This window comes from Nocardiopsis sp. NPDC006198 (genome assembly GCF_040613895.1).
Lineage (GTDB): Bacteria > Actinomycetota > Actinomycetes > Streptosporangiales > Streptosporangiaceae > Nocardiopsis > Nocardiopsis tropica.
In genome coordinates this window covers 49,547-64,204 of sequence record NZ_JBEXSY010000039.1, presented here as the reverse complement: position 1 = coordinate 64,204, position 14,658 = coordinate 49,547, and the positions used below count along the sequence as shown (strand labels likewise).

The following is a 14,658-nucleotide window of genomic DNA, read 5'->3' as shown; positions in this document are numbered from 1 at the left end:
TGCCCTGTGGTGGGGTGGGAGAGTAGGTCGCTGCCACGGTTTTTTGTGAGGGAGGGGGTTGCCTTGTGGGCGGCCCCCTCCTTTTTTGTGTGGGGTGGTTCTTTGGGGGCTGTTTTGGCCCTCTTTTTTGTGCCTGTGCTTGTGCGTTTGTGAATCTGGTGGTGTGCGGGATGGCCGTGGAGAGAGTTCCCACTGGTCGGCGGAGTCGGGTGGCCGGCGCTTTGGCGGTGGGCGGCGATGTCATGTCGTAAGCTGGAGAGCACGAGTACTATGACGCGCTGCTACTGCTCAAGGTGGCAGCGCTTTTGAGTGTTGACGGACGGGTTGGATGACTGAGGACAGCCGATCGGGAGACCGCGAGGACTCCGGAGCAAACGAGCATGGTGGTGACCGCTCCGGCGAGCCTGGCGGTCGGGGACGTGGTGAAGGACCCCGCTCCCGATCCGGCTACAGCGGCTCCCGGGACGACAGAGGCGACGACCGGCGGGATGATCGCGGTGGCTTCCGGGGCCGTGACGACAGTCGGGGCGGGGGTTACCGCGGAGGAGATCGCCGTGACGACCGTGCTCCGCAGGGGGACCGTGGAGGTTTCCGCGGGCGGGACGACCGTGGCCCCCAGGGGGACCGTGGAGGTTTCCGCGGGCGGGACGACCGTGGCCCCCAGGGGGACCGCGGTGGCTATCGCGGGCGGGACGATCGTGCTCCGCAGGGTGAGCGTCGTGGCGGCGGTGGTTTCCGCCGTGACGATCGCGCTCCCCAGGGGGACCGCGGTGGTTTCCGCGGACGCGACGACCGTGGTCCGCAGGGCGACCGCGGTGGCTACCGTGGACGCGACGATCGTGCTCCGCAGGGTGAGCGTCGTGGCGGTGGAGGTTTCCGCCGTGACGACCGTGCTCCGCAGGGCGACCGCGGTGGTTTCCGCGGACGCGACGACCGTGGCGGTGGAGGTTTCCGGGGCGGGGACCGCCGTGACGACCGGCGCGGAGGAGGTGGCTTCCGGGGCCGGGACGACCGGCGCGACGACCGTCGCCCTCCCCGCGAGGACCGCGACCCCGCCGACATCCCGCCGCAGCTTCCGGAGGAGGCCACCTTCTCCCAGCTCGACCCCGAGACCCGGCGTGACCTCCACTCGCTGCCCAAGTCCCTGGCCGAGCTCATCGGCAAGCACATCGTCGCCGCAGGCATGCTCCTGGACGAGGACCCCGAGCGGGCCTACGCCCATGCCGCCTACGCCCGCCGCAAGGCGTCGCGTGTCCCCGGTGTGCGCGAGGCCTCCGGTGTGGCCGCCTACACCGTCGGCAAGTGGCAGGAGGCCCTGTCGGACCTGCGGGCCGCACGCCGGATGAGCGGCCGGGACAGCTTCCTCGCCATCATGGCCGACTGCGAGCGCGGTCTGGGCCGACCCGAGCGGGCGCTGGAGATCACCGGCGATCCCGCCGCGGCCTCCCTGGACACCGCCGACCGCATCGAGCTGCGGATCGTCGCCGCGGGCGCGCGCCGCGACATGGGTGACGCCAAGGCCGCACTGGCGGAACTCCAGGTTCCGGAGCTCAAGGAGCGCCGGGCCCGTCCGTGGGTCGCCCGCCTGTTCTACGCCTACGCCGACGTCCTGGAGGAGCTGGGCCGCGAGGACGACGCACGGGAGTACTTCTCGCGGGCCTCGGCCGTGGACAGCGACGGTGTGACCGACGCCGACGAGAGGCTGGCCGCGATCGAGGGCGTCGAGCTGGTCGACGTCGACACCGAGGACGGGATCGTCTGGACCGACGCCGAGGAGCAGGAGCTCCCGGAGGCCGACGAGGCCCCCGCCGGCGAGGGCCGTGACCGTCGTGACGACCGCGACGGCGGCCGGGCACCGCGGGACAGGTACTGAGCCCGTTCCGGGACACCGACGGCACCGCGCCGCCGGGCGGTGAACAGCCGCTCGGCGGCGCCGTCGTGCGCCTGGGGGCGCTCCCCGGAGCCCACGACTCGGTGGTCTGCCTGACCTACGACGGCGACCGCCCCCTGCTCGTCCGCCACAGGGACCGGGGCTGGGAGTTCCCGGGAGGCCATTCCGAACCCGGCGAGACGGTCGAGGACACCGCCAGGCGGGAGGCGCGCGAAGAGGCGGGCGCCACCCTGGGCGAGGTCGGGGTCGTGGGCCACTACGTCCTCGTGAGCGGGCACGTCACCGTCGTCACCCACGCCCGGGTGACCGGGCTGGAACCCCTGAGCGGGGATTTCGAGACCGTGGGGGTGCGGTCCTTCGACGTCCTGCCCGCCGACCGGGAGCTGTCCTGGGCGGACGGCGTCTACGCGCACCTCCTGCGGGAGCTGGGGCTGCCCGGGGCCCCGGCCGCTCAGCCCCCGACCGCCCTGGAGTAGACGGTCGCGGCTGCGACCGGTTCGTACCCGAGCCGCCGGTTGACGGCCAGCATCGGCGCGTTGTCCTCGTGGTTCCCGGTGTAGGCGCGCTCGGCGCCCCGGTCCCGGGCCAGGTGCAGGGCCGCGGTCTTCGCGTAGCCGGCGAGACCCCGCCCGCGGTACTCGCGCAGGACCCCCGTCATCGCCGACTCGACGCGGCTGCCGCCGTCGGACGTGTAGCAGGTCATACCGACCGGTGCGCCGTCGACCAGGATCACCTGGCTCACGGCGTGGTCGTTGTCCGGGCGGGGCCACACGGTGGAGCGCCACTCGTCGTAGGACATGAACCGGCCGTCGTTGTCCGCGCCGGGCTCGTCGGCGGTGGTGAGGCGGTCGATGTCGTAGACGGGCCGCGGGTCGTCCGCGAACCGCTCGAAGGGGCGGAGTTCCACCCCCTCGGGGGCGGGCGGGACCTCCGGCAGGTCCTCCAGGTCCAGGCCCAGGACGTGATGGCTCTCGACCGGGCTGTAGCCGCGCTCCGCCAGCAGTGCCGCGAAGTCCTCTCCGCCGACCTGCACGCCCTCCCCGGCCGCCTCCGCCCGCAGGCTCCCGGCCCCCCGCGCGACCAGGACGGCCTCCGAGGCGTCCAGGAGGCGGGAGTCGAGGCCGGTGCCCAGATGCGTCGCGGCGATCGAGGCGAGGACCGACACCCCGGTCCTCGGGGTGGCCTCTCCGCCGCGCCGGAGTGCGGCGCGTATGTGGCCGACCACGCTCCCGTCCTCCTCCACGGCGATGAGGACTGTCTCCTCGAACTCGGCCGAAGGGTGGTCCAGCCGCCAGAGGACGACCTCCTCCGTCAGCACGCGGCACGGGTTCGTCCGGTGGAGGAGGGAGAAGAGACCGGGTGTGTCGGCCCGTCGGGCCTGGCGGATCTCGACTGTCATGCGGCGAGACTAGGCGAGCCCGACGGGGGCCGCACCCCCTTTTCCGCCGGGCCGGGGTCCGAGCCTCAGGAGCGCTCCCCGTCCGCCTTCCGCTCGGCCTGCTCCTGCGCGAGCCGGTCCAGCCAGTGCACGATGCCGGACACGTTGGTCTCCGGTCCGGCGAGGATGTCGAGGACCGCGGCGGACTCCGGCGGTGCGTCGGCGGGGAGCGGGCTGTACCTGGAGACCACCTTGTCCCGGACCATGGCGATGGCGTGGTCGAGGTCCCCGGTGGTCCCGTGGGACTCGCGCACCGTCTCCACCCACAGGCGGAGTTCGCCCTCGGCCTTGTCGAGGGTCTCCGGGACCGCCGTGACCGCACCGAAGTGGGAGAACATCAGCCGCTGGGCGCCGATGTCCCCGAAGAGCCGCAGGGTGCGCAGGCACGCGTCCAGATCGAAGTCCGGCGGCGGGGTGGCGGGGCTGACGTCCCCGGTGAGCGGCCTGTACACGCCCAGCGCGTCGCCGACGTAGAGGTCGCCGGTGAGGGAGTCCACCAGGCCCATGTGGTGCTTGGCGTGTCCGGGCGCGTAGTGGGAGACGAGTGTGCGGCCGCCGCCGAGGTCGATCTCACCCGTCTCGCCCACAGCGCGGATCCGCGCGGCGTCGGTGGGGCTCATGTGCCCGAACAGGGTCTCCAACCTGTCGCCCCACACCATGGCGGCGCTGGCCATCAGCCGGCTCGGGTCGGCCAGGTGGCGGGCGCCGCGCTCGTGCACCACGATCTCGGCGTTGGGGAACAGGGCGGCCATGTCACCGGTGCCGCCCGCGTGGTCCAGGTGGATGTGGGTGACGACGATGGTGGCCAGGTCCTCGGGTGCGAGCCCCAGGCGTGTGACGGCGCCGTGCAGGACGCGGGCCGAGGCGGCGGTGCCGACCTCGACGACGCAGGGCCGTTCGGACCGGATGAGGTAGCTCGACACGACCCCCGGGTATCCGGCGAGCATCGTGTCGATGGCGTAGATGTCGTCGCCCAGGGGGGTGATCCCCTCGGGCGGACCGCTCACGTCCACGTCGTCGTGCACGGCAAGCACCCCTGTTCCCTCGGTTGTGTGCGGTACGGGAAGGACCTGTCCCGAACCGAATCCGACTCTAGGACAAGGGCGTCATGACAGGTCGGACCGGGGGCGGAGTAGAGGGGCGGGTCGTGCCGGGCCGGCGGGCGTCCGGGGCAGGGACCCGCGGCGCGCGGGCCGGTGCGGGTCGCCGAGGGTTGTCCACAGGTTCCGGCGGGGCCTTCCCCGCGGGGGCGGGCCGGGCGATCCTGGAGGTCAGCGCAGACGCCCCGACCAGCCGCGGAGCGCCGGACCCCCGGCGGCCTCCGAGCCCTCCGCCGTGTCGCGCCCCTTCCCCCGCCCACCATCCCAGGAGGACTCATGCGACAGGAGACGGCGGTCGCCCGGCGGCGTGCCGCGGCCCGCCCACCGACCGAACAGCCCGGCACCGCGACAGAACCCCCTCCCGGACCCGGCGCCCGCGCGGTCGACCGCCGTGGGGAGCCGGACCCCTCCGACGGGGCCGGGCCCCGACGCGAGCCGGGCCACCGCAACGAGATCGTGGTCGCGGGGCGTGTCACCGCGGAGCCCCTCGTGCGCGAGCTCCCCAGCGGGGACCGTGTCGCCACCTGGCGGGTCTGCGTGGCCAGGCCGACCGACAGCCGGTACGCCGGCCGGGGGGTCGACTCGATCACCTGCGCCAGCTTCGACCAGGACCTGCACGAGGGGATCCGCGCCTGGAGGCTGGGCGACGTGGTCCAGATGAGCGGGGAGCTGCGCCGCCGTACCTGGCGCGGGCGGGAGGGGGTTCGCAGTGTCTGCGAGGTGGAGGCGAGGACCGCGACGCTGGTCCGCGCGGCCGAATCGGGGCACGGCGGGCGCGAGGAGCCGGGGCAGTGAGGCCGCGGCTCGGGTGCTCACCAGCCCAGGCGGGCCAGAACGCCGCGCGCGGCCGGGCCGCCAGGGTCCACCGTGGCGTCCGCCCACACGGCCGCGCACAGGGCACGGAGGCCGTCCAACCGGTCGCCCGTCCCCTCGATCGCCGGAGCGCCCCCGGTGACGGTCACCGTCCACCCTCCGCAGCGGGCCCCGTGGCCGGTGTGCGCCACCTCCGGGTGCGTGTCGTTCATGCCCGACACGTCCCACGCCAGGTAGGCGGGCCGCTGGTGCGCGGGGGCCGCGAGGACGTCCGCGGGCGCGGTCACCCCGGACAGCACCAGCAGGCCTGCCGCGCCGTGCACGGTGGCCCCCTCGATGTCGGTGTCGAGGCGGTCTCCGACGATGAGCGGGTTGCGGGCGCCGGTGCGTCGGATGCCCTCCTCGTGCAGGGGGCGCATCGGCTTGCCGGCGACGACGGGCTCGACCCCGGTGGCGTGCGCGATCACCCGGACGAACGACCCGTTGGCCGGAGTGGCGCCCCACTCGCTGGGCGCGGTGGCGTCGGCGTTGCTGGCCACGTACAGCGCGCCGCGCGCCACCGCGAGCGCCCCCTGGTCGAGCAGGTCCCGGCTCATGCTCCGCGAGTACCCCTGGACCACGGCCACGACCGAGTCCGAGGCCACCGTCACCGGGCGCAGGCCCATCTTCCGGACCGCCTGCCGCAGGCCGGTGTCGCCCACGACGAGGACGTCCGAGCCCGCCGGGTGGCGCTCGCTCACGAGCCTGGCGGCCGCCTCGGCAGAAGTCACCACGTCGTCGGGTGCCGCGGCCACCCCCAACTGCGTGAGGTGTTCGGCGATCCGGGCGGGGGTGCGGCCGGCGTTGTTGGTCACAAAAGCCACCTTGGCGCCGGCGGCTCGTGCCTTGCCCACCGCCTCCGGCGCCGCGGGCACCGCGTGCGGGCCGATGTACACGACCCCGTCCAGGTCCAGGAGCATCGCGTCGTAGAGCGTGTTCAGGGGACGGTCGGCGGCGAGCAGGGACATGTCGGGGAACCTGTTCCGTGCGGTGGCGTGGTCGGTGTTCAGGCTATGGCCTGGCCTCCGGCCCCCGTGACCGCGCACCCCCGCAACGGGTGTGCCCTGTGTCGCACGGGGCCGGGGCCTGCGGGGCGGGGCCGCCCCGGACGCGGGACCGGAGCACTTCGCCCCGTTCGTGCCGATGGGCACGGCCGGGACCCCTGCCCCGGGCGCGGGGCCGGAGCCGGCCCCCGGCCCCTTTCGGTGGCAGCGGTGGCGGGGGCCCGGCCGGGACGGGCGGTCGCCGCCGTAGGGGGCCGGCCCCACCGGGCGGGGGCGGAGAACCCCAGGCCGGTACTGCGGTCGGCTCCGTGGCGCCGGAGGCGCGCCGGCGAACACCATGGACCCATGTTCAGACTTCCCGCGGCGCTGCTCGCCGCCTCCGTCCTCCTCCTCGCCGGGAATCCGGCCGCCGCGGACACGGCGGACCCCGGGGGAGGGGGGCTGACCCCCGGCGCCGTGGACGCCTACCTGGACGACTACCTGGCGTCCTCGCCGCTGCCCGGCGCCGCGGTTGCCGTCACCCGGGGCGCCGACGTGGTCCACGTCGCGGGGTACGGCACCGACTCCGGGGGCCGGCCGATCACTGCCGACACCCCGATGGGCGTGGCTTCCGTCAGCAAGGCGTTCACCGCCCTGGCGGTCATGCAGCTCGTGGAGGAGGGGGAGGTCGGGCTCGACGACCGTGTGGCCGAGCGGCTGCCCGGGTTCACCCTCGCCGACCCGCGCGGCGCGGAGATCACCGTCCGCCAGCTGCTCACCCACACCTCCGGGATGTCCGACACCGCCTTCCGCGAGAAGAGCGAACCCGCCCCCGACGCCCTCTCCGGCGCGGTCGCCCGGCTGGCGGGCGCCGGTCTGGCCGCGGAGCCGGGCACGGAGATGCACTACCACAACCCCAACTACCACGTGGCGGCACGCCTGGTGGAGGCCGTCAGCGGCCTGCCCTTCGGCGAGTTCCTCGAGCAGCGCACGTTCGCGCCCCTGGGCATGGACGACACGGTCACCGTCGACACCGTCGGAGAGGTCTTCGAGGCCGGGGTGGCCAGGGGGCACGTCGGTGTCCTGGGGAACGCCGTCCCCGCCGTCGAACCCGCGAGCTACGTCAACGGCGCCGGGGGCATGGTCACCACCGCCGCGGACATGGCCCGGTGGCTCGTCGCGCAGAACAGCGGGGGCCGGGGCGCGGACGGCGCGCGCATCCTCTCGGAGGAGGGCGTCGCCGCCACCCACGCCCCGCTGGGGGGAGGCACCGGAGGGGAGCGCAAGGCGCTGGGCTGGGACGTCGGAGAGACACCCGCCGGTGCGCCGATGCTCTCGCACGGCGGCATCCAGTTCACCTACACCGCCCACCAGGCGCTCCTGCCGGAGAGCGGCCACGGGATCGCGGTGATGGCCAACACCGGACTGGGCGTCGCCGACGCCTCGGCGCTGCTCCACGGACTGGTCGCCCTGGCCGACGGTGGCGAGCCGACGCCCCCCGCCGGACCGTTCCTGCTGGCGGTGGACGCGGTCCTGGCGGGCCTGGCCGTGTCGGCGTGCTTCCTGGCCGTCCGGGGCGTGCGCGGAGCCGGGAGGTGGGCCGCCGCGGCGAGGGAGCGGGCCCGGTGGCGCACCGCGCTCCGGCTGGTACCGGGCCTCGCCGTGGTCTGCGCCGCGGTGGTCCCGCACCGGCTGGTGGCGCTGCTCGCCCAGGGCCGGGACCTCACATGGCTCCAGAGCCTCTACACCGCGCCCACGGCCGTGGTGCTCCTGGTGACCGCCGCGCTGGCCTTCGCCGCGGTGTACGCGGCGCGGGCGGCCGCGCTGGCCCGCCCGCGCCGGACGCTCAGTCCAGAACCCTCATGACCAGCCCGGTGCGCGGCTTGGGGCCGAACGAGGTGGACTTGCGCGGGGTCAGCTCGCCGCGGTCGGCCACCGCGTACACCTGGCCCACGCCCAGCGCGGGCACGACGACGGCGGTCCCCTTCTCGTGGTGGGCGGCGGCGACCGCCTCGGCGGGGTCGTCGTGCACCATCCGCACCAGGTCCTCCGGGAACTCCCACAGCGGCATGAGCACCTCGTGCAGGACCGCGGTGGGAAGGCGGCGCCACGCGGGGGACCGCTCCGGCATGGCCCGCTCCAGCACACCCTCGTCGAAGCCGTGCGCCAGGTGGGCGTCCCCGTCGGGCGACACCAGCAGCAGGACGGGGGACTCCGACCCGGCCCGGGCCGCCACCCCGGCCAGGACCTCCGGCGAGGCCGTGCCGAGCGGTTCCACGGTGGCCGCCTCCCGGGCCTTCCGGACCGCCGTGTCGGTGTCCAGGCCGGGCAGCACACGGTGGATGGCCCCCAGGCGGGGAGGGTGGGTGTCGCTGTCGACCAGCAGGGCCAGCCCGTAGCCCCATCCCGGGTCGGGGTACTCCCGGTGGAGGCGGCGGTAGGCGGCGTAGCGGTGGTGCCCGTCGGCGATCAGCGCGGAGCGGCCGGCCAGGTCGACTGCCACACGCCGAAGCTCACCGGGGTCGGTGAGGGCCCAGAGGCGGTGCTCGGAGCCGTCGCGGGTGCGTGCGGACACCAGCGGGGCCAGCGCCGCCGCGGCCTCGGTCGCGGCGGTCGCGGCCCCGCCGCCGCCCCGGTAGACCAGGAAGATCGGTTCGAGGTTGGCCCGGGCCAGGCCCATGAGGGCGAACCGGTCGCGCACCGGCGGGTCGGCCACGTCCTCGTGCGGGCGCACCGCCGACCCGGCGCCGTCCTCGGGCAGCCGCAGGTTGCCCACCAGGCCGCGCTGGCGCCGGCCGTCCGCCGTGACCTGCTCGTACACGTACAGGGCGGGTTCGCCGTCCAGGGCGAGGACCCCGTCGCCGATCCAGCTGTGCAGGAGGTCGGCGGCGGCGCGGTAGCGGTGCGGCACGGCGCTGTCCGGGTCCTGCCTGCCCAGTTCGTAGGGCAGGGTGACGCGGGCCGCGTTGTGGGGGTCGGACCGCTGGAGCTTCCGCGCCTCCTCGGCGTCGGGGATGTCGTAGGGCGGCGTCAGGAGTCGTGCGAGGTCGAAGTCCCCGTCGATGAACCGGTCCACGTCCGGGTCCGCGTAGCGCAGACCGCGGAAGGGGGCCAGTTCGAGAGCGTGGCGTGGCATCCCAGCAACGTACCCGCCGTGCGGGGGCCGTCGTGTCCGCCCGCGCGCCGGCTCAGAGGAGGCGCCGCAAGCGCAGGAGGTCGCCGACGCTCGCGTCCACCCTGACCCTGCGGCCCAGGAGGGCGCGGGCGGCGTCCAGGCGGTCCTCGGACAGGGCCACCAGGTCGTCGCTGTCGACGGTGACCCGCACCTGCGGTTCCGGGGCCGCGCGGTCGGCGGGCCGGTGGGTGAGGCCGGTCAGGCCCCCGACCGTCAGGCGCATGTCGAAGGCGGTCCCCAGGTCCGGGACCACCACGCTGACGGAGCGCTCGCGGATGTGCTTGCGCCGCTTCTCCTCGGGCTCGGAGAGGATGCGCCGGTTGATCTTCTCGATTCCCGCGAGACAGGCGTCGATGCTGCTCATGGCGACATCATGCCCTACCGCGGTGTGCCGGGAATCCTTCTGGGTCCACCGTGACGAATGGGATGACCTGCCGCGAACGCGTGTCAACGGCGGCCCCGCAGGGGTAGCGTGGGAAGCACCCCCCGCTGCGCAGTGGCCCCTGCTTCCCGGGCCCTTCCCCATTCTCCCGCGGTCCCATCAAGGAGCACCTGAATCATGGTCGTCGACGCGGTACGCACCTATCTCGATGCCGCCAATGGCCTCACCGAACTCTCGCGCAAGCAGGCCGTCGCCGCCGCCAAGACCCTGCTGCGGGCGAACGGCGCCGGAGGCCCCGCCCTCCCCGGGGCGGGAGAGGGCGACACCCCGCCTCCGCGGGTGGGGCAGAGCATCCAGGCGCTGGCGGGCGAGCTCATCGAGACCAGCCAGGCGAACAGGTCGGCCCTCGCCGACCTGGTCCGCGCGGAGGTCGGGCGCCAGCTGGAGCGGATGGACGTGGTCCCGCGCGGTGAGCACGAGCGGCTGGTGCGCCGGGTCGCCGAGCTGGAGCGGCGGCTGGCCGCCCGCCACGCGGTGGAGAGGGCCCTGGCCCCCGAGGCGGCGGGGGCGGCCTCCCCGGTGGCTCCGGCCACCGGTCCCGCCGGACAGGACGCGGACGCGGTCGCCGCCCGCGGACCCGCCGCCCCGCCGGAGACGCGAGGGGCTGCCGGAGGCGGGGCCCCGGAGGTCCGGGAGGTGCCCGGAGGCGAGGCTCCCGAGGGTTCCTCCGACGCCGCGGCCGACGACCGGGACGGGGCCGGGGACCCCGCCGGGGAGGGGGAGGAGGCCGCGCCCGCGGAGGCCGGAGCGGCCGGGACCAAGGCCAGAACCCGGGCCCCTGCCAAGACGGCGCGGGCGCGCTCCACCGCCAAGCGCACCCCCAAGGGCAAGGGCCCCGCGAAGAAGTAGAGTCGGTCGAACGCGATCACCGGGAGAACCATGGACCCCAAGGAACAGGCCGAGGCCGTGGCCGAGCAGACCCTCAGCGGCACCCGGGAGCGCCTGGAATCACTGGGCTCCCGACCCACGTCCGAGCACGTCGCGGTCTTCGACGCCCTGCACCGGGAGCTGTCCGGTGTGCTCGGGGCGCTCGACCAGAACGCGAACACCCCCCGATAACTCTCGGTATCGTAGGTGACCATGGCAAAACGTACTCGGCTCGACGCGGAACTGGTCCGCCGCGGGCACGCACGCTCCCGGGGCCACGCCGCCGAGATCATCGACGGCGGGTTCGTCAAGGTGGCCGGGGTCGTGGCCTCCAAGGCCGCGACCCAGGTGGGCCAGGACCAGCCCATCGTGGTCAGGGCCCCCTCCGACGAACCCCCGTACGTCTCCCGGGGCGCCCACAAGCTCATCGGCGCCCTCGACGCCTTCGCCCTGGACGTCACCGACCGCCGCGCGCTGGACGCCGGCGCCTCCACCGGCGGCTTCACCGACGTGCTGCTCCGCCGTATGGCGGCCCACGTCACAGCGGTCGACGTCGGCTACGGGCAGCTCGCCTGGTCGTTGCGCAGCAACGACCGGGTGCGGGTGATGGAGCGGGTCAACGTCCGCGAGCTCACCCCGGAGCAGATCGGTGAACCGCGCCCGGACCTGGTCGTCGGCGACCTGTCGTTCATCTCCCTGAAACTGGTCCTGGGCCCGCTGAAGGACTGCGTGGCGGCCGGCGCGGACTTCGTGCTCATGGTCAAGCCGCAGTTCGAGGTCGGCAGGAACAAGGTCGGCGCGGGGGGAGTGGTCCGCGAGCCCGCGCTGCGCGCCGAGGCGGTCTCCGACGTCGCCGCCCACGCCCTCTCCCTGGGTCTGGGCGTCGTCGGCGTGACCGCGAGCCCGCTCCCCGGGCCCTCCGGAAACGTCGAGTACTTCCTGTGGCTGCGGGCGGGGGCCCCGGCCCTGGACCCGGCCGACCTGGCCCGGGCCGTCGAGGAGGGGCCGAGCTGACGGGCATGGCACCGTGTCTCAGGTGTCCGGTAACGTGACCCGGCCGGGTCAGCGAAGCTCCCGGCCAGTACTCGGGCTCCCCTGTCGGGGAGCGAACGTAAGGGGACGGCGATGACCAGCGGACGCAGTGTTCTCCTGCTGGCCCACACCGGTCGGCCCGCGGCGGTGCGCAGCGCGCAACTGGTCCACGAGAGCCTCAGCCGCGCCGGCCTGACCGTGCGCATGCTCAAGGCCGAGGTCGAGGAGCTGGCCGCGGTGGGCTGTGTGCTCTCCCCGATCGAGGCCGTCGAATCCGCGGACGCGGCCGAGGGGGTGGAGCTGGTCATGGTCCTGGGCGGCGACGGCACCCTGTTGCGGGCCGCCGAGATGGCCCGCCCCGCCGGGGCGCCGCTCCTCGGGGTGAACCTGGGCCACGTGGGCTTCCTCGCCGAGGCCGAGCGCGAGGACCTGGGCGCCACCGTGCGCAGCGTCGTCAACCGCGACTACGACGTCGAGGAGCGCATGACCCTGGAGGTCGCGGTCTTCAACGGGGGGCGCAACAACGGGACCCCGTCGGTGCGCTCATGGGCGCTCAACGACGCCACGCTGGAGAAGGGTGAGTCCCGGCGCATCCTGGAGGCCGTCCTGGAGATCGACGGCCGCCCGCTCTCCCGCTGGGCCTGCGACGGGGTGGTGTGCGCCACCCCGACGGGGTCCACGGCGCACGCCTTCTCCGCGGGCGGGCCGGTGGTGTGGCCCGACGTGGAGGCCCTCCTGGTCGTGCCGCTCAGCGCGCACGCCCTGTTCGCCCGGCCCCTGGTCGTGGGGCCGCACGCCACCATCGCCTTCGAGGTGCTTCCGGACACGGCGCCGGGGGTGCTCTGGTGTGATGGACGGCGTATGGTCGAATTGCCCGCGGGGGCACGAATCGAGATCACCCGTGCCGATACGCCGGTCCGGCTGGCCCGGTTGCACCGGGCCCCGTTCACCGACCGCCTGGTGGCCAAGTTCGGCCTTCCGGTCGCGGGTTGGCGCGGGCGGGTCGAGCACGGTCACTGAACGCGGAGTGCGTTCCGGCGCGGCGTTCGCACGAGCGCGCGCGATGAAGTGGAGCCAACCACAGGAGAGGGATCGGTGCTCGAAGAAGTCCGTATCCAGGGACTCGGGGTCATTGACGACGCCGTTTTGGAGTTGTCACCGGGGCTGACCGTCGTCACGGGTGAGACCGGCGCGGGAAAGACCATGGTCGTCACCGGGCTCGGGCTGCTCTTCGGCGGGCGGGCCGACCCCCAGCGCGTACGGCCCGGCGCCGACCGGGCGGTGGTGGAGGGGCGGCTGACCGTCCCCGCCGGCGGCCGTGTGGCCGACCGCGTGCTGGAGGCGGGGGGCGACATCGACGACGACGTCCTCATCCTCACCCGGGCGGTGTCCGCGGAGGGCCGGTCGCGCGCCACGATGGGCGGGCGCTCGGCCCCCGTCAGCCTGCTCGCCTACCTCGCCGACGACCTGGTGGCGGTCCACGGGCAGTCGGACCAGCAGCGGCTCCTGCGCGCCGACCGGCAGCGCTCCTCACTGGACCGCTTCGCCGGCGAGCAGCTGGCGAAGGCCGCCAAGCAGTACACCCTGGCCTACCGCCGCCACCGGGAGGTGACCGCGGAGCTCGAGGAGCTGGTCGAGCGGGCGCGCGAGCGCGCCCAGGAGGCCGACATGCTCCGCTTCGGGGTGGAGGAGATCGCCGCGGCCGAGCCCCTGCCCGGCGAGGACGCCGAACTCCTGGCAGAGGAGACGCGCCTGGCGCACGCCGACGGCCTGCGCATGGCGGCGACCACCGCCCACGAGGCCCTGGCGGGGGACCCCGCCTCCGACGTGGAGGTCGACGTGGCCGCGCTGCTCTCCGCGGCCCGCCAGGCGGTGGCCTCCGTCCGCGAGCACGACGCGGAGCTGGCCGCCATCGGCGACCGGCTGGACGAGGCGTCCTACATCCTCACCGACGCGGCCACCGAGCTGGCGTCCTACGCCGAGTCCGTGGACGCCGACCCCGGCCGCCTGGCCCAGGTGCAGGAGCGCCGCGCGCTCCTGACCTCCCTGTCCCGCAAGTACGGCGGGACCACGGACGAGGTTCTGGGCTGGGCCTCGGAGGCGGCCAAGCGGCTGGCGGACCTGGACAACGACGACGAGCGCATCGAGGCCCTGCGCGCCGAGGCCGCCGAGCTGTACGAGGGGCTGGACCGGTGCGCCGCGGAGCTGACGCGCGTCCGCACCGAGGCGGCCGACCGCTTCGGCGCGGCCGTCACCGAGGAGCTGACCGCCCTGGCCATGCCGCACGCCCGCGTGAGCGTGCGGATCACCACGGGCGAGGAGTTCGGCCCGTACGGACGCGACGAGGTCGAGGTCCTGCTGGCCCCGCACCCCAGTTCACCGCCGCTGGCGCTCAACAAGGGCGCCTCCGGCGGTGAGCTCTCCCGGGTGATGCTGGCCATCGAGGTGGTGTTCGCGGGGGCCGACCCGGTGCCGACGTTCGTCTTCGACGAGGTCGACGCGGGGGTGGGCGGCAAGGCCGCGGTGGAGATCGGCCGCCGCCTGGCCAAGCTCGCGCAGCGCTCCCAGGTCATCGTCGTCACCCACCTCCCGCAGGTCGCGGCGTTCGCGGACGCGCACCTGGTGGTGGAGAAGTCGACCGAGGGCCTGGTCACGGAGAGCGGAGTGGTGCGGTTGGACCGCGCGGGCCGGGTCCGCGAGCTGTCGCGGATGCTCGCCGGCCTGGAGGACTCCGAGCTGGGCCGAGCCCACGCCGAGGAGCTGCTCACCAACGCCGCTCCGGAGCGCGCCTACCCCGCCGCCTGAGCGGGAGCCCCGGGACCCGCGGGGCGGATGTGTGAGACGGACCCGTTCCCGGGTAGGGCGGTGGCAGGCCGCC

Annotated in this window: 15 protein-coding genes; 9 read left to right on the top strand and 6 right to left on the bottom strand. The window is 74.6% G+C overall.

Annotated elements, in window-relative coordinates; all coding sequences use genetic code 11:
• Positions 1–268 precede the first annotated feature (268 nt).
• Positions 269–1,129, bottom strand: coding sequence for a hypothetical protein (locus ABZ234_RS23210; protein ID WP_355013427.1), 861 nt, complete (start codon positions 1,127–1,129; stop codon positions 269–271).
• A gap of 54 nt (positions 1,130–1,183) precedes the next feature.
• On the opposite strand from ABZ234_RS23210, the gene ABZ234_RS23205 reads away from it, so the two are divergent.
• Entirely contained in the window at positions 1,184–1,873 is a 690-nt protein-coding gene (locus tag ABZ234_RS23205) for a hypothetical protein (protein WP_355013426.1), read from the top strand.
• Positions 1,874–1,938: 65 nt separating this feature from the next.
• Positions 1,939–2,367: an NUDIX domain-containing protein gene (locus tag ABZ234_RS23200; RefSeq protein ID WP_355013425.1), complete on the top strand. Its 429-nt coding sequence runs from the start codon at positions 1,939–1,941 to the stop codon at positions 2,365–2,367.
• Here the strand turns inward: ABZ234_RS23200 and ABZ234_RS23195 are convergent.
• Positions 2,343–3,290 carry a GNAT family N-acetyltransferase gene (locus ABZ234_RS23195; protein WP_355013424.1) on the bottom strand — a complete coding sequence of 316 codons (948 nt, stop codon included), beginning with the start codon at positions 3,288–3,290 and terminating at the stop codon, positions 2,343–2,345. The two genes, ABZ234_RS23200 and ABZ234_RS23195, sit on opposite strands and share 25 nt — an antisense overlap.
• A 65-nt stretch (positions 3,291–3,355) precedes the next feature.
• On the bottom strand, positions 3,356–4,354 hold the full coding sequence (locus ABZ234_RS23190; RefSeq protein ID WP_355013432.1) for an MBL fold metallo-hydrolase: 999 nt from the start codon (positions 4,352–4,354) through the stop codon (positions 3,356–3,358).
• A gap of 351 nt (positions 4,355–4,705) precedes the next feature.
• On the opposite strand from ABZ234_RS23190, the gene ABZ234_RS23185 reads away from it, so the two are divergent.
• Complete coding sequence (locus tag ABZ234_RS23185; RefSeq protein ID WP_355013423.1) at positions 4,706–5,224, top strand: single-stranded DNA-binding protein; 519 nt, start codon at positions 4,706–4,708, stop codon at positions 5,222–5,224.
• Between the two features lie 17 nt (positions 5,225–5,241).
• Here ABZ234_RS23185 and ABZ234_RS23180 read toward each other — a convergent pair whose 3' ends face one another.
• Complete coding sequence (locus ABZ234_RS23180) at positions 5,242–6,249, bottom strand: HAD-IIA family hydrolase (protein ID WP_267948964.1); 1,008 nt, start codon at positions 6,247–6,249, stop codon at positions 5,242–5,244.
• 381 nt (positions 6,250–6,630) lie between these two features.
• On the opposite strand from ABZ234_RS23180, the gene ABZ234_RS23175 reads away from it, so the two are divergent.
• Positions 6,631–8,130 carry a serine hydrolase domain-containing protein gene (locus tag ABZ234_RS23175; protein ID WP_355013422.1) on the top strand — a complete coding sequence of 500 codons (1,500 nt, stop codon included), beginning with the start codon at positions 6,631–6,633 and terminating at the stop codon, positions 8,128–8,130.
• Here the strand turns inward: ABZ234_RS23175 and ABZ234_RS23170 are convergent.
• Positions 8,111–9,400: a DUF1015 domain-containing protein gene (locus ABZ234_RS23170; RefSeq protein WP_355013421.1), complete on the bottom strand. Its 1,290-nt coding sequence runs from the start codon at positions 9,398–9,400 to the stop codon at positions 8,111–8,113. The two genes, ABZ234_RS23175 and ABZ234_RS23170, sit on opposite strands and share 20 nt — an antisense overlap.
• Positions 9,401–9,452: 52 nt before the next feature.
• Positions 9,453–9,803: an SCP2 sterol-binding domain-containing protein gene (locus ABZ234_RS23165; protein WP_355013420.1), complete on the bottom strand. Its 351-nt coding sequence runs from the start codon at positions 9,801–9,803 to the stop codon at positions 9,453–9,455.
• A 195-nt stretch (positions 9,804–9,998) separates the two neighbouring features.
• Here ABZ234_RS23165 and ABZ234_RS23160 point away from each other — a divergent pair, with 195 nt between their 5' ends.
• The 5 genes from ABZ234_RS23160 (at position 9,999) to recN (ending at position 14,585) form a co-directional block, all read left to right on the top strand.
• A complete protein-coding gene (locus ABZ234_RS23160) occupies positions 9,999–10,730 on the top strand; it encodes a membrane fusogenic activity family protein (RefSeq protein ID WP_355013419.1) in 732 nt (243 codons plus the stop codon).
• A gap of 30 nt (positions 10,731–10,760) precedes the next feature.
• Positions 10,761–10,940: a hypothetical protein gene (locus ABZ234_RS23155; protein WP_267948969.1), complete on the top strand. Its 180-nt coding sequence runs from the start codon at positions 10,761–10,763 to the stop codon at positions 10,938–10,940.
• Between the two features lie 21 nt (positions 10,941–10,961).
• The gene (locus ABZ234_RS23150; RefSeq protein WP_355013418.1) at positions 10,962–11,762 is read left to right on the top strand and encodes a TlyA family RNA methyltransferase; all 801 of its coding nucleotides are present in this window, start codon (positions 10,962–10,964) and stop codon (positions 11,760–11,762) included.
• A 111-nt stretch (positions 11,763–11,873) separates the two neighbouring features.
• The gene (locus ABZ234_RS23145; RefSeq protein WP_355013417.1) at positions 11,874–12,800 is read left to right on the top strand and encodes an NAD kinase; all 927 of its coding nucleotides are present in this window, start codon (positions 11,874–11,876) and stop codon (positions 12,798–12,800) included.
• A gap of 75 nt (positions 12,801–12,875) precedes the next feature.
• Positions 12,876–14,585, top strand: coding sequence for a DNA repair protein RecN (gene recN, locus ABZ234_RS23140; RefSeq protein ID WP_344184672.1), 1,710 nt, complete (start codon positions 12,876–12,878; stop codon positions 14,583–14,585).
• Positions 14,586–14,658 lie beyond the last annotated feature (73 nt).